Source organism: Bacillus sp. WC2503 (assembly GCF_052682895.1).
Window position 1 is genome coordinate 2,772,737 of the sequence record NZ_JBQYMD010000001.1, and the last position, 19,329, is coordinate 2,792,065.

Here is a 19,329-nt window from a genome sequence, read left to right on the forward strand (position 1 = left end):
GTGTACGTTGTCCAACAAAATTCCGCACATACGAGAGGAGTTTATAAAACTATGCGCTACGTTATCATAACAGGAACTTCACAAGGTTTAGGTGAGGCAATTGCCGCGCAATTATTAGAAGAAAGCACAACCATCATCTCTATTTCTAGAAGAGAAAACAAAGAGCTTACTAAACTTGCAGAACAATATAACAGCAATTGTATTTTCCATTCCTTAGATCTTCAAGATGTACATCATTTAGAAACTAACTTTAACGAAATCATTTCATCCATTAAAGAAGACAATGTATCTTCTATTCATTTAATTAATAATGCAGGTACAGTTGCACCTATGAAGCCGATTGAAAAAGCAGAAAGCGAACAATTCATTACGAACGTTCACATTAATTTACTTGCCCCTATGATTCTTACATCTATGTTCATGAAACATACGAAAGACTGGAAAGTAGATAAACGCGTTGTAAACATTTCATCTGGTGCAGGAAAAAAACCTTACTTTGGCTGGGGCGCTTATTGTACTACGAAAGCTGGTGTGAATATGTTTACACAATGCGTAGCGACTGAAGAAGAGGAAAAAGAATATCCAGTAAAAATCGTCGCTTTTGCACCTGGTGTTGTGGATACAAATATGCAAGTACAAATTCGTGAAACAAATAAAGAAGACTTCACAAATTTAGACCGATTCATCACACTAAAAGAAGAAGGAAAGCTATTATCACCTGAATATGTGGCAAAAGCTATTCGTAACTTACTAGAAACTGAGAACTTCCCGCAAGGCGAAGTTATTAGAATTGATGAATAATAAAAAGGCGTGCTAAAATAGCACGCCTTTTTATTCTACTTCTCTAAAAATATGAGCACAGACTCCGCAATTTGTTCATAACCAATTTCTTGATAAATTTTATTAGATGTCGGATTGGCTAAATCAGTATATAGTGTAGTCGTCTTGTACCCTTCGTCTAACATACGTTGACTGAGTGCCGCTACACAATTAGATGCGTACCCTTTTTTTCGTGCTTCTTTCGGGGTATAAACGAAATTTACTGTTATATTATTTGTAGTTGGTCTCGTTTTTGCAGCTACAGAAACGAGTTTCCCATCTACTTCTAGACCAAATAGACGATTATTAGTGATTAATGTATGTGCGGTTTGTTCCGCTTCTTCTTTCGTAGTTGGGAGCTTCACATCTTCACAAAATTGATATATCCATTTTTCTATTAATGGCAACTCATCATTAGTTATTTCTCGAAAAATTCCATCCTCGTTCCACTTCTTCTTAATTTGTTGTAATGCATATACACCTTGTTTCATTACAACATTCGTTTTCTTATTTTCTAACACCGCAAGCTCTTCAGCTAATTTCTGTACAATTTCCTTATTACCGATCAATCCAGGAATGTCCGGATATACTTTCGATAACTCTTTTGCAAGTTTCACTATATCTACTTCCGAATTTTCAGAAGTTGCAACAATCATTTGTATCTTCTCTTCTGTTTGAAGAAATACAACTGTAATTTCTTCTCCTCGTTTCGCTACCCCCATAAACGTCGGTTCTTGAGCTACTTGTAATATACCTAACATTAAATTATTTTCCTGCTCATTCTTTTCTAAAAATGGTGTAACATCTTCTTTAAAATGAAGAATCTCTTTATATACGTGTAATTGAATCATCGACAATCTCTTCTCTCCATTTATATTTTAATTAAGTATTGGCGATTAATTCATTAAATCCTTCTTTTACGATTCGATAATATTTGAAACTAATATGTTCAAATTATATTCAGCTCGTAATATTCTCCGTTTTTCCGTTTCAAATCGCTCTTCTTCATTTTTAAATGACTCTTTACGCTTTTGAATCATTCGTTCCATCTCTTTTTTACTCGGTCCTCCGTATACATTTCTTTTTTGAATAAAAGCTTCTGGCGATATAATTTCTTTCCACTCTTTTTCCAATAAATGTATTTTAAATTTTTCTTGTAAGTATATATTTACATCTTTGAAATGTAATTCATGAAGCTCCTTTTTCTGCACCAATGACATATTAGCAATCGTACTTGCTGCATGATGAGCATGCCGAAATGGAATTTTATAGTTTTTTGTTAAAACATCTGCAAAATCAGTTATCGTTATTGCATGTTTATAGGAACGACTTTTTAACGTTTCTTCTTCTACTTTCATCGTTCGAATGACTGCATTCATAATAGAAAATACGCGAATCGTCTTTTCGATTCCTTTATATAAATACGGCTGTAAGTCATCTTCCGTATCGACAATATCCCCAAATGGTGTATTATGAATCATTTGAAATACTGTAAATGCTTCTCCTAAAGCGCTACTCGTAATAGCACGAGCATGCTCAATTGAAACTGGATTTCGTTTTTGTGGCATAATACTACTAATTTGCACATATGGCTTCGCAACAGTAATACCATCATATTCTTTCGTCGCTAATAATAAGAAGTCATGAATCCATCTACTCGTATTTGTCATCATTATCATAAGTAACGAGCTAACATCTAATAAATAATCCGCTCCAGCGACAGCATCATATGAGTTCTCAATTACATTTGTAAATCCAAGTAAATGAGAAACTCGTTCTCGTTTAATCGGAAAACTTGTTGTTGAAAGTGCAGCTGCCCCCATCGGAGACTGATTTAAAATTTGGTACGTTTTTTTCATTCGTTCTAAGTCTCTTTGCATCGTATCATAAATTGCTAACATATAATGACCAAACGTTGTTGGCTGTGCTGGTTGTGTATGTGTATAAGCTGGCATAATTGTTCCCTTATGATCATCAGCAAGTTGCAATATACTTTCTTGCAATAATAAATGGTGTTCCATTAATCGTAATACATATCGTCTTAAGCTCATACGATACATCGTTACTCCCATATCATTTCTACTTCGACCGATATGCATATTACTTACAAAATCACACTTTGCTTCCTGAGAAATTAAATGTTCAACTAAAAAAAAGAGATCTTCATGTTGTTCTGTATATCGCAATTGATCTTTGGGCATTCCTTCTACCTTTTTTAGTGCTTTTAATATAACTGTAGCTTCTTCTTTTTTTATTAAACTTTCTTCAGTCAGCATCATAATATGCGCTTTATGCACTTGAAACATATCTTTTAATAAGTGGTTATACTGAAAATTAAATACATGTTGTAATACACAATCCACATATGTTTTCCCAGGGAAATCAGCGCCTTCATTCTTTATAAATTCTTCTTTACTCTGTTTCATCACCTTTTCCCCTTTCACCTAAGTATTACTACCCATCATACCCAGAGATAGTAAAAAAGTGCTTATACATAAAGTGAAACTTTAATTAGCCCTTACCAATCGGCCTTTTACAGGCAATTGTACTCCCACCTAACTCTCTCGCATTCGCCCAATTTTGAGATGGGAGTCTTACTGTCCACAAATAGCGGGACAAAAATAAACTCGGTGCTTTATGCACCGAGTTTATTTAATAAAAGTCGCATCATACTTATCACTTTGCAACACTTGGAAATGTAAATTTGCTAAATGTTTACGTATTTCTGCACTGTCATCTTCATTTAAATTATTCGCTAAGAATACAATTTCTGTACAGTTCCCGCGCTTATCCATAGCATAAACCGCTTTTGTAACCGTCCATGGCGTATACCCATTCTTTTGTCCTGCGTGTCTGAATGTTTTACGATATTTCTTGGCACTCATATCTGTTTCAACGATACTCGCCCACACTTTTTCTTCAGCTTCTGTCAGGCCACCTTTATGGTTTGCCTTTTGCAGCAATACCATATAATCGTTTGCGGACGCAGCTGGTAATCTATCTGACCAAATTTTATCATAACGTTCCTCTAAATAAAGAGGAATTTCTTTCTGTAATAATGACCCCTTCTTTTTTAAGCGCTCATGAATAATCATCGCATATTCACGATATTGCTCTTGAGTCATTTCTTTTAATTTTTTCTCTATTTTATATTTTGGAACATGTAATTCTTTATGCAAATATCCTGGGATATATAAAGATGAAACAATCGGAAATAGTGGTTGATGTGCAGGGAGCGATAAACTTTGTAAATTTCGATTAATATTATCTAATCCTAACACTTCCATTAAATATTCCGCATTAGCATTCGAACTAAACTTAACCATTCCTTTTGCCACGTCTTCTAAAGTAACGGCTCCTTCAGTTATCTTGCCTGTCTTCTCCAAATACCTTTGCCATCTATCTTGTGCACCACCATCTGTATTCGGTACATAATATCGATTGACATCATTAATTGAAACGAAACTAGCCGGGTCAATTTTCCCTTCTGTAACTTGTTTCGTATATTCAAGCGCCACAATTAATTTCATCGTACTAGCAACTGGCAATACAACATTTGGATTTACAGAATAAACAACTTTATCATTTCTCTTTACTAGAAGCGCACTATTTTTTTCATCTTTATGTTCTTCAATAAAAGATGCAATATACTGTGCATCATCATTATTTGAACTCCATACTTTTTTCACTAAAAAGTTACCCGATATTAGCAAAACGAAAATACCCACAATTACTGCGCATACTATAGTTTTTTTCAAGTAAAATTCCTCTCCTATTGTATAACTCTTCTCTCTATCTTTAAAAAACAAAATAATGGAGATGGTCATTTAAATAACCATCTCCATTATTTTAACTTGTATACTCCTATTATGTCTACGTCATGATTTTCACAAAATCCTCAAGAAATTTTTTATAATGTAATGACCAACCAATTCGTACCCAATTTTTCAAGGCTTTTGCATCAGGTTGAGGACGGAAATCTGCAATACTTTCTCCTTTTGCAATTCCAGCTGTATCTACATCGACACGACGATATACATAATCTAAAAGGGATGGATTTGCCGCAACCATCATTGTAACGACGTCATGTACTGGACTTCCTTTTATTTTCGGATTTAACTTTCTATAAGCTTTATAATAATACGTAAATATCGGCTCGATTAACTTATTAAAACTCGTTTTAGAATGTTTCGTAATATATTTTACCATCTCTGGCGTTATAATTGCCTCGGATGTAACATTAAGCGGCACTAATGTTACATTCTTCGCATTTTGCATAACTAACTGTGACGCAATCGGATCGCCATGAAAATTCGCCTCCGCCACTGGTGTAACATTGCCAGGCATTAAAAAAGCACCGCCCATTATATAATATTCTTTTACATATTTCATCATCGGCTTTTCTAAAATAAACGCTGTCGCTAATGTCGTTGACCTACCAGCATCAACAATGATTAATTCTCCTTTATATTTTTCAAGAATATCGAAAAACTCACAAAAAGGCTTTATATTTGGAGAAAGGTTTTTCGGAGGACGAATTGGCCCTAAACCTTCCGTCCCGTGAATTTCTGGATAATACGTTGTAATATCTCCAGATAAAGGGATTTTCGCACCATTAATAACTGGTATATCTTCCCTACCTGCTAACTGTAATAAATACGCTGCATTACTTGTCGCTTTTTCTTGTGTTACATTCCCATATCCAGTTACTACGCCAACAATATCAATATCAGGATGCAACAATCCATACATAATTGCTAAAGAGTCATCTATTCCCGGGTCTCCTAAAAATAACACTTTTTTCATCGACCTCAACTCCATCCCCTCAGTTGTTATTAATTTATGAATAGCCCTACATATACAGAATAAAAAAGATGAAATTTATATAAAAAAACGCAGTCCTATACGGACTACGTTCCTCATCTAGCCTATGCTGTTTTTTTCACAGCAATCATACTTCCCACTATGTAAGCGATAAACGCAAAGCAAATTGGGAAGACAACTGTATGTATACCGAACGGATTTGGGTAGAAAAGATGAATACACATATATGAGCCTACCCCAACTAAAATGGAAGCAAGTGCTCCAGTTGCATTCCCTTTTCTCCAATATAACCCTAAGACGATTGGCCAAATGAATGCTGCTTCTAATCCACCGAAAGAAAATAAATTTAACCATATTAAAAAATCTGGTGGTTTAATCGCCGCTGCATAAACGAGCAGTCCTACAATACCCGTAATCCACAAACTTCCTTTTTTTATCGTACTGTCTGCTGCATCTTTATTTATGTAATTTACATATATATCTTTAATAATCGATGAACTTACAAGTAACAATAGCGAATTTACTGTAGACATAATCGCTGCCATTGGTGCCGCTAAGAAAACGCCAGCTAGCCAAGGTGGCAACACTTCCATCGCGAGTAGCGGCATGACTTTATCTGGTACCGTTATACCAGGAAGTACTACTCGTGCAAATACACCCGTTAAATGCATCCCGATCATAATTGTACCAACGACAACCGTTCCAATGATTAGAGCTTGATGCATAGCTTTTGAATTTTTATAAGACATAGCACGCACACTAATTTGTGGTAAACCGACAACGCCAATTCCAATTAAAATCCAAAACGATGTAACATATGATTTCGTTAAACTACCATCTGCTCCGAATGGTGTAATTAAATTCGGATTGATTTGAACAAGTTCCTGCATAATCTTTTCAATTCCACCACCAGCAATAACAGTAGCAACTAAAATGATTGTCGTTCCAACTAACATAATGATACCTAATAACGTATCTGATAACGCAACTGCGCGGAACCCACCAATTAATACGTACACAAGTACAGAAAAAGTAAATAAAAATAGTGCTGTTGTATAAGATAGACCTGTTAGCGACTCAATTAATCGTCCACCGCCGACCCACTGGGCTACTGTTGCTGAAAATAAAAAGATAATAATACATAACGCCGAAAGTATAACAACCGCTTTATTATTGTATCTTCCTTTTAAATAATCGATAAGCGTAATTGCTTCCATCTTCCTAGCAATAATTGCAAACTTTTTACCGATAACCGTTAAAACGATATACCCTGTTACAACTTGAATCGCAGATAATAATACCCATCCAAGTCCCATATTGTAAGCAATACCAGGGCCACCAATGAAACTACTTGCACTACCGTACGTAGCAATCATTGTCATCGCTAATAATAAACCGCCAAGCTCACGTCCACCAAGAAAATATTCTTGCAAAAATTTATTATGAGCAGTCGCTTGCACGCGTCTTGAAGCATATATACCAATTAAAAATACAACGATAAACGAAATTATCATTGGAATGATTACATACCAATTCATCTATTATTCCTCACTTTTTTCTTCCTCATCGAGTGAAATATCTTGAAATACAAAACGAACAACTAAACTAAGCAAAATAACCATTACGACAAATCCAACAATACAACTATAAAAAAACCATGCTGGAAAACCGAATACATATGTATATTCACTTGGATTTTTACTACCAAGCCCATAAGCAAATCCGTACCATATTATAAAATTGATAATAGCAAGTCCAAGACCAATTAACGCTTCTCTATGGGCGATTCGAAAGCGTGGATCATCATGATAATTCTTCATTTTCTCCCTCCTCTCACGATGTATTATTGTACCATTGTTCTTCTAGTTTTTCCTACTAGAAAGCAAAAACAAGCAGGATTTTTTATAATTATATAGAAGACTCTCTTACATTACATATTTTTTACAATTGTAACACAAATGAAATTTGAATTTTCAGTAATTGTTAATTATGATTTTAATTAGAGGCTTTCCATCTAGTTCCTACATCCTTGATTTCGGAATAAACGCCGTCTCGTACTGCGTTTACATTATATTTTCAAGGGGGTTATACAATGAGTCAACTAGCTGTAAATCTTCATGAAAAGGTAGAAAAGTTTCTTCAAGGCACGAAAAAGTTATATGTGAATGGATCTTTCATTGAAAGCGCTTCCGGTAAAACGTTTAAAACGCCTAACCCTGCAACTGGCGAAACGCTTGCCATCGTTTCTGAAGCTGGTCGCGAAGATATTCATAAAGCTGTAGTCGCAGCTCGCATGGCTTTTGACGAAGGTCCTTGGTCTCGCATGAGCACTGCTGAACGAAGCCGCCTTATGTACAAGCTTGCCGATTTAATGGAAGAACATAAAGAAGAGCTTGCACAGCTCGAAACGTTAGATAACGGAAAGCCAATCCGTGAAACAATGGCAGCAGACATACCACTTGCAATTGAGCATATGCGCTATTATGCTGGCTGGGCGACGAAAATCGTTGGTCAAACAATTCCTGTTTCCGGTGATTACTTTAACTATACACGCCATGAAGCTGTTGGTGTCGTTGGTCAAATTATCCCTTGGAACTTCCCGCTTCTTATGGCAATGTGGAAAATGGGAGCGGCGCTTGCTACAGGATGTACAATCGTTTTAAAACCTGCAGAACAAACTCCACTATCCGCTCTATACTTAGCTGAATTAATTGAAGAAGCTGGATTCCCGAAAGGTGTTATTAATATCGTTCCTGGATTCGGTGAATCAGCTGGACAAGCTCTCGTTAATCATCCACTCGTTGATAAAATTGCATTTACTGGTTCTACTCCAGTTGGCAAACAAATTATGAGACAAGCATCCGAATCATTAAAACGTGTTACTTTAGAACTTGGTGGTAAATCACCAAATATTATTTTACCAGACGCCGACTTATCTCGCGCTATTCCTGGTGCACTTTCTGGTGTTATGTTTAACCAAGGACAAGTATGCTCTGCTGGATCACGCTTATTTATTCCGAAGAAAATGTATGATAATGTCATGGCTGATCTCGTCCTTTATTCTAAAAAATTAAATCAAGGTGCTGGTCTAAGTCCAGAAACTACAATCGGTCCTCTCGTTTCCGAAGAACAACAAAAACGTGTAATGGGCTTCATTGAAAAAGGGATTGAAGAAGGCGCTGAAGTACTTTGTGGAGGAAGTAATCCATTTGATCAAGGCTACTTCGTTTCTCCTACAGTATTCGCCGACGTCAATGATGAGATGACAATCGCAAAAGAAGAAATTTTCGGTCCAGTTATTTCTGCAATACCGTTTAACGATATTGATGAAGTAATTGAACGTGCGAATAAATCACAATTTGGCTTGGCAGCTGGTGTATGGACAGAAAATGTTAAGACAGCACACTATGTTGCAAGTAAAGTACGCGCAGGTACAGTATGGGTAAACTGTTATAACGTCTTTGATGCAGCATCTCCATTTGGAGGATTTAAACAATCTGGTCTTGGCCGTGAAATGGGATCTTACGCATTAAATAACTATACAGAAGTGAAGAGCGTTTGGTTAAACTTAAATTAAATCGAAAGAACCTGATCCACTCGGTCAGGTTCTTTTCATTATGTATTCCTTTAAACTTGCAGCCCTCCGCTCACATTTAATACTTCCCCTGTAATATAGGATGCGTATTCTGACGCTAAAAAGGCCGCCGCGTTCGCAATATCTTCTGGCGTTCCAATTCTACCAACCGGAATTGCTCCAACCATTTTTTCTTTTACTTTATCTGGTATTGTTTTTGTCATATCCGTATCCATAAATCCTGGACAAATTGCATTACAAGTAATACCGAAGCTTCCAACTTCTTTCGCTGCTGTTTTCGTTAAACCGACAACGCCAGCTTTCGTTGCCGCATAATTTGCTTGTCCAATATTCCCTTCTCTACTTATTGAAGAAATATTAATAATGCGCCCATATTGTTGTTGTCTCATATAAAGAAGAGCTGGCTGCATACAATAAAAAACGCCAGTTAAGTTTACTTGTAATACTTGTTCCCAAGCTGATTTCTCCATTTTATGTAACATTGCATCTTTTGTAATTCCAGCGTTATTTACTAAAATATGCAGTGTCCCAAATTTTTGAACTGCATACTCAATTAATGATTTCGCTTCATTTTGATTACTTACATCACATCGATATAAGCTTACTTCATATCCTTCTTCCGATAATTCACGTGTCGTTTTTTGTAGTTTTTCTTCATTTACATCACTAATTAAAACTTTAGCCCCAAGCCTAGCAAAAACTCGTGCAATTTCTTTTCCAATTCCTTGGGCGCCACCTGTTACAACAGCTGTTTTCCCATTTAAAAATCCCATCCCTATCCCCCATTTCTATTACTTATACTGTATATTTCGGCTTTTTGCTTTCCAAATCCTCTTTGTATAAAAAAGTCTATTTGTGTCAAACTAACTTTGCAACGTCGCATAAAGTGAAACTTTAATCAGTGGGAAGTTTGTTCATCCCCCACTGATTATCAGCCCTCACCAATCGGGCATTTACGGGCAGTTAATCTCCCACCTAGCTTCTTTGTTCCATCTGAATTTTGAGGTGGGAGTTTTACTACCCGCTATGCGGGATAAAGTGCAAGGAGATTGTGTCGAATGAACAAAAAAAATTTCAAACAAAGCAAAGCCACTGATGGTATTGATGTTGAGTTCTCTCGTGAACTCGCTGACCACAACGACTTAGAAGCAAACGCACGTGCAAATGCCGCTGATGCACGTCAAAAACGCCAGTCAACAGAAAAATAAGGGGAAATCATAACCTTATTCTTTTCAACAGGGACCTACTACCCAACAAAATAAACCGAGAAACATCTCTCGGTTTATTTTTTATATTTTTTTGCATAATGCGCCAAAGTAAGTAACGGATATATATGAGCGTAGCTATGGTAATGAATATAAAACCCACCTGGTAAAGCTGTTCCAGTAGGATATTTTTCATTTACATAAGGATTCGCAAGCAAATATGAAATACCTTTTCGAATAGCTGGTGTTTCTTTATCATAGTAAGAAATAAGAGCATCTAAAGCCCATGCTGTTTGCGATGGTGTACTAAATGGTAAAGTAGCAAATCTTTTTTCCACACTACTTTGACAAGATTCTCCCCAGCCACCATCTTCATGCTGTATATGTTCAAGCCATAAAGTTGCTCGTTTTAAAGAAGGGTGAGCAGAAGTAATTCCTAACGCCCGTAAGCCAGTCATCACTGCCCATGTACCATATATATAACAAATGCCCCATTTTCCATACCACGATCCATTTTCCTCCTGTTCATTCATTAACCAGTTGATTGCACTTTGTTTTTGTTTCTCGGGCAATTCATTTTGCGTATATGTCCCGAAAAACTCTAACACTCTGCCTGTAATATCTGGTGTAGAAGGATCCGTAATCATATCGCTTGCGTTTTCGATTGGTAAATTCGCTAATAACTTGCTTGTCACGCCTTTTTCAAATGCTCCCCAACCACCATCATTATTTTGTAATCCTTTAATCCAATTCGTCCCTTTCTTCCAAGCATCATCCACATTTCCGTTCCCTCTACTTTGTGCCAATGCTCTTAACACAGCTGTTGTATCATCAACATCAGGAACTGTCGTATTCACATCAGAAAAACCCCAACCGCCCGGAATAAGCGCGGGCGCATGCACACTCCAATCAGCTTTTTTCTTATGTTGTTTTTTTAATAAATATGCTGACGCATTTTGAATCATTTTACTTTCTTTCGAAACACGAGCCTCTTGCAACGCATAACTAAGTAATGCTGTATCCCATACAGTTGACGGGGAATTTTGTAAATGGTTCCCTCTTTCCATCTTCCATATATAAGATGTTATCCCCGTTATAGCCTTTTGAATCATTGGCGATTGAATAGAATGTCCTAGCGCAAGTAAAGCATAAATCATATAAAACGAAGCACTTGCGTAACTATATAACGTCCCATTCTCATCGATACGCTCTTTCATAAAACGTTCTACTTCCTCATTTCCTTTATGATGTAAGGAAAGCGGATAAGATATAATTTGTTTCACATTACCTAATAATGTTTGAAACATTGGAGATTGGTCCTCCCGAAACCATTCTCCGCCCCCGCCCGCAATATGATTTAAATTAGGCAGTAACTTTTTCACTACACGAAACCTTTTATTTAAACACAACATCATCGGAATTAAATGGATACGTGCCGAACTACTTAATTCAAATATACTGAGTGGGGAATCATTTTGCAGAAACATAATCGGTGTTGGCAAATGAAAGAGCGAAGGATATTCATACTCTCCATGAATTGCTAATAAAAACTTCGTCATAAAATGAGCACGCGCCACTCCCCCACGTTCTGTAATAAACATTTCCGCTCGCTTCATATTCGCATCTTCTTTTGTATACTTTTTCGAAGCAAGTAGGGCAGCATAAGATTGAATGGTAGCAGATAAATTGCCCCCCATTTCATCATCATACAATTTCCATGTCCCTTCATTCGTTTGGAGTGAAGCTAATCTTTTTACAAATGGTTCTACCTCTTTATCTCTACCTAATAATTTTAATAAAAATATCATATGGCAATCAGTTAATGGTGCTCCTTCAAAACAGAATCTCCACGTACCATCTTGCCTTTGCATCGTTTGAAGTGCAGTTGTCCTTCTCGCTATTTCTTCATGCACTTTTCCATATAATAACAAGGCATTCACCTACCCTTTCGAAATCCGTATAACGATATTCAAAAAAGCAACCGAATATGTGTAAAAACAAAGAAAAGCAGAACACATATTATGTTCTGCTCATAAGCAATATCCCACTCCGACAATAACCCCTAATAAAGCACCGACTACTACTTCATACGGTGTATGTCCGACAAGCTCATTTAACTTCTTATATTCTGTTTGTTTACCATGAAAAAATTCATTCAATATTTTCGCCTGTTTACTTACCGCAAGCCTTACTCCTGAAGCGTCATACATAACAATGATTGCAAAGATTGCAGCCACTGCAAATATGGTACTTTCCACACCTTCCACAACTCCAACACCTGTCGCAAGCGCTGTAACAGTTGAAGCATGAGAACTTGGCATCCCACCTGAAGCAAAAAATTTTGCAAAATCAAATTCACCCGTTTTAACTAATTTAAAGACTACTTTTGTTAACTGTGCTATAAACCACGAAATTACAGCAGCCATCAGCGGATCATTATGTAAAATTGTTTCCATGTTCTCAGCTCCCTACTAGCTATAATGGAAATTCTATATAGTATCAGTATAAAGAAAAATGCGTAGAAAATACTACGCATTATGATACTTTTGCTGATTTATTTTTTATAAATTTCGGTTGTTTCTGCACTAAAAATTTTGTCTTCGCTATTGAAAATACAAATAAAGCAACCCATATACAGAAAAATGCCATCATATGAGTAGTTGTAAAATGTTCACCAAATACAAATACACCTAAAATTAAACTAATCGTTGGCGCAATATATTGTAAAAAGCCTACCATATAAAGCGGAATAAGTTGTGCTCCTTTTGCAAAATAAAATAGTGGTAGCGCTGTAACAATACCTGCTCCTATTAAAAGTAACGTCGATAGCATTGAAATAGCTCCAAATGAACCGAAACCATGTACCCCTGTCATAACGAGATAAATGAACGCAAACGGCGTCACTAACATCGTTTCCATCGTAAGCCCAATCGTCGCATCATAGTTTAACAATTTTTTTGTTAATCCGTATAATCCAAATGAAAAGGCAAGTGATAAAGAAACCCACGGGATAGCCCCGAAACGTACTGTTAAAATGATAACCCCTACTCCAGCTAAACCTACTGCAACATATTGCCAAAAGTTTAACTTTTCCTTTAATACGACTGTACCAAGTAAAATACTAATAAGTGGATTAATATAATACCCAAGACTCGCTTCAATGACATGATTATGATTAACGGCCCATATGTAGACAAACCAGTTCCCACTAATCAAAATTGAAGCAATTGTTAATGACATTAATAATTTAGGTCGTTTAAAAAGATTCACAAATTCCCCAATAAACTGGCGAAACCTCTTCGTAACAGCTAATACGATTAACATAAAAACGAACGCCCAAACAATGCGGTGTGCTAATATTTCATCTGCTGGAACTTCCTCAACCCATTTCCAATAAATCGGTAGGATTCCCCACATCGTATAAGCACCAGCCGCATATATAATCCCTTTTTTTTGCTGTGCTGATTGACTCCCCATCTTCCTTTTTCTCCTCTTCTCATTTTTTCTCCATTATACGGTTTCTTATGCTCACTTTACCAATAATCAATCTGTAATTCTTTCGACATTTCTCATATAGCGAAAAATAAACATACCGTTATTACAACAAGTAACGGTATGCCGAAAACAAATTTCTTTTTATGCGTTTTATGGTGAAACATATACATACCGATCCAAGCTCCAACCGCTCCTCCAGCTGCCGCTGATAAAAACAACGTGCTTTCTGGCGTTCTCCACTGTTTCTTCTTTGCTTTTCGTTTATCAAGCCCCATAAGGCTAAAAGCTATAACATTAATAATAATAAAATAAATCCATTTCATCGCTTTCTCTCCCTATGAAAAATTCGCTTAATGGTAACATGAAAAAACGATAGAAACAACTGAAGAACACTTTTTAGCAAACTAGTTTCATTCCTTTATTTTAATTGATTATCTTTACATTTATATAATCAATATAAAGCGCGATTACAGCTATTAAAAAGAAAGATGTTATGAACAGAACTTTATATTTCACTTCCTTCACCCACCACAACCACATCATCAAAAAAACTTCTCTCAATCTCTTTCTCATCAAAATGAAGAACAACAATTAACCCTACATATAAAGAAACGAAATTCAAAAACCATTCCCCATTATCATCTTGCTTAGCTAGACATTTAAATATCTCTTGAAATTGCATACGTTCATCAGAAGCAACGATCGGACGCACACCAAAATATTTCAACACAAGATTTAACTTAAGATTTATAGATAAAGACAAACTATATTTTAAGAGCTCTGTATAATTTGTAACATTTTTTTCGCTATACAGTTTCACAAGCATTTGATGTAAAGTAGGAATCGATAATTCTACGTCAGTCACTTTTGTTGTTTCTATCGTTTCAATCATCTTTTTCATATCCATCACATTCACCCCTTCTGAAAAAACTTTAAAGCCAGAGAGTATTTAATTCATAATGTGCAATAATTGTGCATTTCTCTTCTCTCGTTCTTCTTCACTGACTAAGTCATACTTTTTTAATAAATGAAAGATGTCGTTTAATATTTCCTGTGAATGTTTATTTTGCAAAAATCCATTCAAATCTTTGAAAAGAATTTCAGATAAAAAATCCTTTTGACTTTCAAGCTTATTCATTACATCTTCAATAGAATGATCAATATTACATGCCATATTAAACTTCCTCCTCTATCCTCTATAAATAATATCTTCTGCTAATGCAGTAAATACTTCTCCAACGAGAGAGTCTTCATCATATACAGATGAATCGTTATTTTCTTCACGTTTTGCAAAAGGTATTTGTGCAATTACTTCCGTTTGCAATTGTTCTGCTAACATTTCGCCGCCCCCTTTTCCGAAGAGATAATTTTTAAATCCATCTTGCTCTTCGTAATAAGCCATATTTTCCACAATTCCTACAATCTCGTGTTTTGTATGTTTTGCCATTACACCTACTCTAGAAGCTACAAATGAAGCTACATTGTGCGGCGTTGTAACGATAATTTCTTTCGCTTGTGGGATCATCGCTGCAACATCAATGGCAACATCTCCTGTACCAGGTGGTAAATCGAGAAGTAAATAATCTAAATCTCCCCAGTGTGTATTCGCAAGGAAGTTTTGAATCCATTTATTTAACATCGGTCCACGCCACATGACTGGATTATTTCCTTCTGTAAAAAATCCCATTGACATAATTTTAACACCATGACTAACGACTGGAATTGCTGTTTGATCAATCATTGTTGGTTTTTGATTCGTTTCCATCATAGCCGGAATGCTAAAACCATATATGTCTGCATCTAAAATCCCAACCTTTTTACCCATTCTAGCTAAGGCAGTAGCAAGATTAATTGTCACCGTTGATTTTCCGACTCCGCCTTTCCCACTCGTTACAGTAATAAAATGTACACCTGAATCATGACGGAGCATGCTTGGCATACCTGTTTCTGTTCTACTATTTTTCTTTAATTTTTCTGTTAGCATAGCTCTTTCTTCTTGTGTCATCGAACCAAATGTTACATCCACTTTAGATGCACCAATTGCGTGAAGGGACTCTTCCACATCTTGTTGAATTTTCGCCTTTAACGGACAACCTTGAATGGTTAACACTACTTCAAGCTTAACCTCTGTTCCATGTATTTGTACATTTCTAACCATATTTAATTCTACAACACTTTTGTGTAACTCTGGATCCTCTACATGTTGTAATGCGTTCATTATTTGTTCTTGAGTAAGCATAGAGCTCATCCCTTCTCTTATTCTAATTTATATATAGCATCTTCTTATTACTTCAACTGATGAAAGTTTCCATCTATTTTTTAATGTCTTTAATAGTCATCGTTGCGAGAAAGCATTATTATCCCCCACTTACAGGCGGGATTAATGCGACGATATCTCCAGCTTTTATCATCTCTTCATTCGTTACAAACTCTTCATTAATTGCAACCATTACTGTATCCAAAGATTGCAAATGATAACTATCTTTCAACCATTCATTTAATTGTCCAACAGTCATTTCTTTTTTTTCTGAAATTATTAATTGATCCGATCCGACTTCCTCACGCAAATTTGCAAACAGTAAAATTGTAATCATTTTCTCATTCTTCCTTCTTCGGTTTTCCTTCTGGATATGATGTATTTTCAAGTTGATCTCCAATCCACATCGTTCCATCTTCCCAAAATTCTTTTTTCCAAATTGGAACGATGCGTTTTATGCGTTCAATCGCGTACTCATTCGCTTCATAAGCTACTTTACGATGCGGTGATGAAACTGCAATAACTACCGCAATATCCATTATTTCCAGCAGCCCTACACGGTGCGTAATGGCTACTTGTGCGTCCGGCCATTTCCCGTTAATTTCCTCACCAATTCTTGTAAGTTGTTTTACTGCCATCGGTTTATATGCTTCATACTTTAAATGTAGCGTTCGTTTTCCTTTTGTTAATTCTCTCACCGTACCAATAAATGTTGTAATCGCACCCGCTTCTCTTCTTGCGACTTTATTCGTTACTTCTTCCACTAAAATTGGTTTTTCTACAATCTCAAATAGTGATTGCCCCATTAGAAACACCTCTCTTATAAAATGTCCAAGGCCATTCACTACCTTCGTTATCTTCTAATAAAAGAACATCGACAAACATTTCTTTTTTATATCCTCTTGTCCCGCCTGGCAATACGATAAAAGCGTTCGATTCTGCTAATGAAGAAACCGAGCTAGACTTATCAAATCCTGATGGATATGCAATTAATTGCCCTTCATTACATGTCAGTTTTGCTCGTACAAATCTTGTAAATGGATTTGGTTTCAGAAAATCTTTTCCTAATAATGCTTTTTCTCTTTTCAAATGCGCTTTTTCACTAAACATATACGCACGAATACATGGTCTTACAAACAACTCAAATCCTACATAACATGCTGATGGATTTCCTGATAAACCAAATAATAGCTTGCCATTTAATTGTGCTACAGTCGTTACACTTCCTGGTCGCATTGCAACCTTATTGAAAAGAACGGATGCACCTAACCTTCCATATATAGCTGGTAAATAATCGTAATCTCCTACTGATACACCGCCCGTTGTAATGAGCATATCTACTTGACTTAACGCATCTTTCACAGCTGTAAAACACGTATCAAAATCATCACTAAACTTCCCAAAGTATTTTACTCTTCCGCCCACTCTTCGAATTTGAGACAGTATCATGTACGTATTACTATTTCGAATTTTCCCTGGCTCTAACGACTCATTTACATCAAGTAATTCACTACCAGTCGCTAATAGTCCAATTACTGGCTTTTTCGCAACTGGCACTTCACTATAACCGAATGTAGCAAGAAGAGCTGAAATACCTGGATTAATGTACGATCCTTTCTTTGCAAGCACCGTTCCTTTACGAGCATCTTCACCTTGAAAAGAAATATTATCACCCGTTTTGAATGAGCGTTTCACTTCCATATAATCGTTCCCATTATCCTCATATTGACGAGTCAGTTCTAACATAACAACCGCATCACAATCATTTGGAATTTGTGCTCCTGTCATAATTCGAACTGCTTGAAACGAACCTACTTTCTCATCGAATAGTGATCCTGCACCAATTTCACCAACTACTTCAAATACAATTGGCGTTTCATAACTTGCTAAATTCGTATCTTCTGCTCTAATAGCAAACCCATCATACGGTGAACGATTGAATGAAGGTACGTCATGATCAGCTACTAAATCCTCCGCTAACATACGTCCGTAAGCTAATTCAATAGGTAGTAGCTCTTTTAAGCCATTGTTAGCAAATCCCATCACTTTTCGAATAGCTTCTGCAACCGTAATTGGCACTCTTCTTCCCATTATTGACAATCCTTTCTATTAACCGAATAAGCGATAATATAGTTGTTTCGCTTTTGGAATTTCGTTTGTACCATGAATGAACACACGACCATCTTGAAAAATAACGACGCGATAATCCTCTAATTGACAAGATAGTAAATATGGATTCCGCTCTACTTCCCCAAGTTTTTTTAATACTTTTTCTACGTCATCAAAATTGTATTGCCTATTTTCTATTGATCTTATTTGAACTGTATTTCTTCCGCATAAAACAGCTACCTTCGTTTGGTTTTCGTATGATAAATAAGGATAAGCTCGATTTAAACCGCACGATGGACAATCGTCCGTTTTTATTTTTCCTAGTTTTATAAAATGATTTTGATTACTCCATATATCAAACATGAAAAACGTCTTTCTAATTACTGAGTAATCTTCCACTAAAATTTTGAGTGCTTCTGCCACTTGATATGCCGCAACGATTTGAACAGCTGGACTAATAATCCCAGCCGTGTCGCACGTCACACCTATAACGGGAACATTCTTCAGTACACAATGTAAACACGGCATTTTTTGCGGAATAATCGTATAACTCATACCGTACGATCCAACACAAGATCCATATACCCACGGAATATTATGTTTTTGTGATAAATCATTTATGATAAATCGAATATCAAAATTATCTGTAGCATCAATGATTACATCGACATTTTCTAATGGCCCTTCCATGTTTTCTACACTTGCATCCATTATGAAAGCATGTATTTGTACTTCTGAATTAATTTGTTCCAACCGTTTTTTAGCAGCAATTGCTTTCGGGATTTTCCCTCTTGCATCTTCTTCAGAGTAAAGTTGTTGTCTTTGTAAATTACTCCACTCTACGTAATCACGATCAATAATTGTCAACTTACCAATACCTGCACGCACGAGACTTTCTGCACTTGTACTTCCTAATGCACCTGCTCCTACAATTAACACATGCTTATTCCGAATTTTTTCTTGCCCTTTACTCCCGATTGGTTTGAACAACTGTTGCCGAGAATACCGCTCCTCCATTGCATACC

General features: G+C 36.2%; 21 protein-coding genes. 3 read left to right on the plus strand and 18 right to left on the minus strand.

The window, feature by feature from the left end:
• Window positions 1-51 precede the first annotated feature (51 nt).
• Window positions 52-801 carry a (S)-benzoin forming benzil reductase gene (locus ACUN26_RS14135; protein ID WP_001271043.1) on the plus strand — a complete coding sequence of 250 codons (750 nt, stop codon included), beginning with the start codon at window positions 52-54 and terminating at the stop codon, window positions 799-801.
• A gap of 35 nt (window positions 802-836) precedes the next feature.
• Here ACUN26_RS14135 and ACUN26_RS14140 read toward each other — a convergent pair whose 3' ends face one another.
• The 6 genes from ACUN26_RS14140 to ACUN26_RS14165 all read right to left on the minus strand — a co-directional run bounded on the left by ACUN26_RS14140 (window position 837) and on the right by ACUN26_RS14165 (window position 7,463).
• Window positions 837-1,676, minus strand: a complete 840-nt coding sequence (locus ACUN26_RS14140; protein ID WP_002093485.1) for a GNAT family N-acetyltransferase — start codon at window positions 1,674-1,676, stop codon at window positions 837-839.
• A gap of 60 nt (window positions 1,677-1,736) precedes the next feature.
• The gene (gene argH, locus ACUN26_RS14145; protein ID WP_000813956.1) at window positions 1,737-3,245 is read right to left on the minus strand and encodes an argininosuccinate lyase; all 1,509 of its coding nucleotides are present in this window, start codon (window positions 3,243-3,245) and stop codon (window positions 1,737-1,739) included.
• 222 nt (window positions 3,246-3,467) lie between these two features.
• Entirely contained in the window at window positions 3,468-4,577 is a 1,110-nt protein-coding gene (locus ACUN26_RS14150) for a serine hydrolase (protein WP_000751360.1), read from the minus strand.
• A 115-nt stretch (window positions 4,578-4,692) separates the two neighbouring features.
• Entirely contained in the window at window positions 4,693-5,640 is a 948-nt protein-coding gene (locus ACUN26_RS14155; protein ID WP_073990662.1) for a nucleoside hydrolase, read from the minus strand.
• A 107-nt stretch (window positions 5,641-5,747) separates the two neighbouring features.
• Window positions 5,748-7,181, minus strand: coding sequence for a sodium/pantothenate symporter (gene panF, locus ACUN26_RS14160; protein WP_001104810.1), 1,434 nt, complete (start codon window positions 7,179-7,181; stop codon window positions 5,748-5,750).
• A 3-nt stretch (window positions 7,182-7,184) separates the two neighbouring features.
• Window positions 7,185-7,463: a YhdT family protein gene (locus ACUN26_RS14165; protein WP_000800723.1), complete on the minus strand. Its 279-nt coding sequence runs from the start codon at window positions 7,461-7,463 to the stop codon at window positions 7,185-7,187.
• Window positions 7,464-7,735: 272 nt separating this feature from the next.
• On the opposite strand from ACUN26_RS14165, the gene dhaS reads away from it, so the two are divergent.
• On the plus strand, window positions 7,736-9,220 hold the full coding sequence (gene dhaS / locus ACUN26_RS14170; RefSeq protein WP_000080271.1) for an aldehyde dehydrogenase DhaS: 1,485 nt from the start codon (window positions 7,736-7,738) through the stop codon (window positions 9,218-9,220).
• A gap of 50 nt (window positions 9,221-9,270) precedes the next feature.
• On the opposite strand, the gene fabG is transcribed toward dhaS, so the two are convergent.
• A complete protein-coding gene (fabG, locus tag ACUN26_RS14175; RefSeq protein WP_000506444.1) occupies window positions 9,271-10,011 on the minus strand; it encodes a 3-oxoacyl-ACP reductase FabG in 741 nt (246 codons plus the stop codon).
• 285 nt (window positions 10,012-10,296) lie between these two features.
• Between fabG and ACUN26_RS14180 the strand changes: the two genes are divergently transcribed.
• Window positions 10,297-10,446: a YfhD family protein gene (locus ACUN26_RS14180; RefSeq protein ID WP_001035815.1), complete on the plus strand. Its 150-nt coding sequence runs from the start codon at window positions 10,297-10,299 to the stop codon at window positions 10,444-10,446.
• A 74-nt stretch (window positions 10,447-10,520) separates the two neighbouring features.
• On the opposite strand, the gene ACUN26_RS14185 is transcribed toward ACUN26_RS14180, so the two are convergent.
• The 11 genes from ACUN26_RS14185 to ACUN26_RS14235 form a co-directional block, all read right to left on the minus strand.
• Complete coding sequence (locus ACUN26_RS14185; RefSeq protein WP_000928185.1) at window positions 10,521-12,374, minus strand: terpene cyclase/mutase family protein; 1,854 nt, start codon at window positions 12,372-12,374, stop codon at window positions 10,521-10,523.
• Between the two features lie 99 nt (window positions 12,375-12,473).
• Window positions 12,474-12,899, minus strand: a complete 426-nt coding sequence (locus ACUN26_RS14190; RefSeq protein ID WP_000447810.1) for a divergent PAP2 family protein — start codon at window positions 12,897-12,899, stop codon at window positions 12,474-12,476.
• Between the two features lie 79 nt (window positions 12,900-12,978).
• Window positions 12,979-13,920: an EamA family transporter RarD gene (rarD, locus tag ACUN26_RS14195; protein WP_000535544.1), complete on the minus strand. Its 942-nt coding sequence runs from the start codon at window positions 13,918-13,920 to the stop codon at window positions 12,979-12,981.
• 92 nt (window positions 13,921-14,012) lie between these two features.
• Entirely contained in the window at window positions 14,013-14,261 is a 249-nt protein-coding gene (locus ACUN26_RS14200; RefSeq protein WP_000871326.1) for a DUF1294 domain-containing protein, read from the minus strand.
• Window positions 14,262-14,443: 182 nt separating this feature from the next.
• Window positions 14,444-14,845, minus strand: a complete 402-nt coding sequence (locus tag ACUN26_RS14205) for a hypothetical protein (RefSeq protein ID WP_000367295.1) — start codon at window positions 14,843-14,845, stop codon at window positions 14,444-14,446.
• A 42-nt stretch (window positions 14,846-14,887) separates the two neighbouring features.
• Entirely contained in the window at window positions 14,888-15,112 is a 225-nt protein-coding gene (locus tag ACUN26_RS14210) for a hypothetical protein (RefSeq protein ID WP_000752368.1), read from the minus strand.
• Window positions 15,113-15,127: 15 nt separating this feature from the next.
• Entirely contained in the window at window positions 15,128-16,177 is a 1,050-nt protein-coding gene (locus ACUN26_RS14215) for a P-loop NTPase (RefSeq protein WP_000957522.1), read from the minus strand.
• Between the two features lie 118 nt (window positions 16,178-16,295).
• Window positions 16,296-16,532, minus strand: coding sequence for a molybdopterin converting factor subunit 1 (moaD, locus tag ACUN26_RS14220; protein WP_000628491.1), 237 nt, complete (start codon window positions 16,530-16,532; stop codon window positions 16,296-16,298).
• Between the two features lie 4 nt (window positions 16,533-16,536).
• On the minus strand, window positions 16,537-17,001 hold the full coding sequence (locus ACUN26_RS14225) for a molybdenum cofactor biosynthesis protein MoaE (RefSeq protein ID WP_000531609.1): 465 nt from the start codon (window positions 16,999-17,001) through the stop codon (window positions 16,537-16,539).
• Entirely contained in the window at window positions 16,982-18,286 is a 1,305-nt protein-coding gene (locus tag ACUN26_RS14230; protein ID WP_000533690.1) for a molybdopterin molybdotransferase MoeA, read from the minus strand. The genes ACUN26_RS14225 and ACUN26_RS14230 overlap by 20 nt, the downstream gene beginning before the upstream one ends.
• A gap of 18 nt (window positions 18,287-18,304) precedes the next feature.
• Complete coding sequence (locus ACUN26_RS14235) at window positions 18,305-19,321, minus strand: molybdopterin-synthase adenylyltransferase MoeB (RefSeq protein WP_000392759.1); 1,017 nt, start codon at window positions 19,319-19,321, stop codon at window positions 18,305-18,307.
• Window positions 19,322-19,329: the final 8 nt, after the last annotated feature.

Excerpts from the sequence above, each read along its gene's own strand:
- ACUN26_RS14135 (WP_001271043.1), top strand. The coding sequence starts at position 52 with ATGCGCTACGTTATCATAACAGGAACTTCACAAGGTTTAGGTGAGGCA.
- argH (WP_000813956.1), bottom strand. The coding sequence starts at position 3,245 with ATGAAACAGAGTAAAGAAGAATTTATAAAGAATGAAGGCGCTGATTTC.
- ACUN26_RS14155 (WP_073990662.1), bottom strand. The coding sequence starts at position 5,640 with ATGGAGTTGAGGTCGATGAAAAAAGTGTTATTTTTAGGAGACCCGGGA.
- panF (WP_001104810.1), bottom strand. The coding sequence starts at position 7,181 with ATGAATTGGTATGTAATCATTCCAATGATAATTTCGTTTATCGTTGTA.
- ACUN26_RS14165 (WP_000800723.1), bottom strand. The coding sequence starts at position 7,463 with ATGAAGAATTATCATGATGATCCACGCTTTCGAATCGCCCATAGAGAA.
- dhaS (WP_000080271.1), top strand. The coding sequence starts at position 7,736 with ATGAGTCAACTAGCTGTAAATCTTCATGAAAAGGTAGAAAAGTTTCTT.
- fabG (WP_000506444.1), bottom strand. The coding sequence starts at position 10,011 with ATGGGATTTTTAAATGGGAAAACAGCTGTTGTAACAGGTGGCGCCCAA.
- ACUN26_RS14180 (WP_001035815.1), top strand. The coding sequence starts at position 10,297 with ATGAACAAAAAAAATTTCAAACAAAGCAAAGCCACTGATGGTATTGAT.
- ACUN26_RS14190 (WP_000447810.1), bottom strand. The coding sequence starts at position 12,899 with ATGGAAACAATTTTACATAATGATCCGCTGATGGCTGCTGTAATTTCG.
- rarD (WP_000535544.1), bottom strand. The coding sequence starts at position 13,920 with ATGGGGAGTCAATCAGCACAGCAAAAAAAAGGGATTATATATGCGGCT.
- ACUN26_RS14200 (WP_000871326.1), bottom strand. The coding sequence starts at position 14,261 with ATGAAATGGATTTATTTTATTATTATTAATGTTATAGCTTTTAGCCTT.
- ACUN26_RS14205 (WP_000367295.1), bottom strand. The coding sequence starts at position 14,845 with ATGGATATGAAAAAGATGATTGAAACGATAGAAACAACAAAAGTGACT.
- ACUN26_RS14210 (WP_000752368.1), bottom strand. The coding sequence starts at position 15,112 with ATGGCATGTAATATTGATCATTCTATTGAAGATGTAATGAATAAGCTT.
- ACUN26_RS14215 (WP_000957522.1), bottom strand. The coding sequence starts at position 16,177 with ATGCTTACTCAAGAACAAATAATGAACGCATTACAACATGTAGAGGAT.
- moaD (WP_000628491.1), bottom strand. The coding sequence starts at position 16,532 with ATGATTACAATTTTACTGTTTGCAAATTTGCGTGAGGAAGTCGGATCG.
- ACUN26_RS14225 (WP_000531609.1), bottom strand. The coding sequence starts at position 17,001 with ATGGGGCAATCACTATTTGAGATTGTAGAAAAACCAATTTTAGTGGAA.
- ACUN26_RS14230 (WP_000533690.1), bottom strand. The coding sequence starts at position 18,286 with ATGGGAAGAAGAGTGCCAATTACGGTTGCAGAAGCTATTCGAAAAGTG.
- ACUN26_RS14235 (WP_000392759.1), bottom strand. The coding sequence starts at position 19,321 with ATGGAGGAGCGGTATTCTCGGCAACAGTTGTTCAAACCAATCGGGAGT.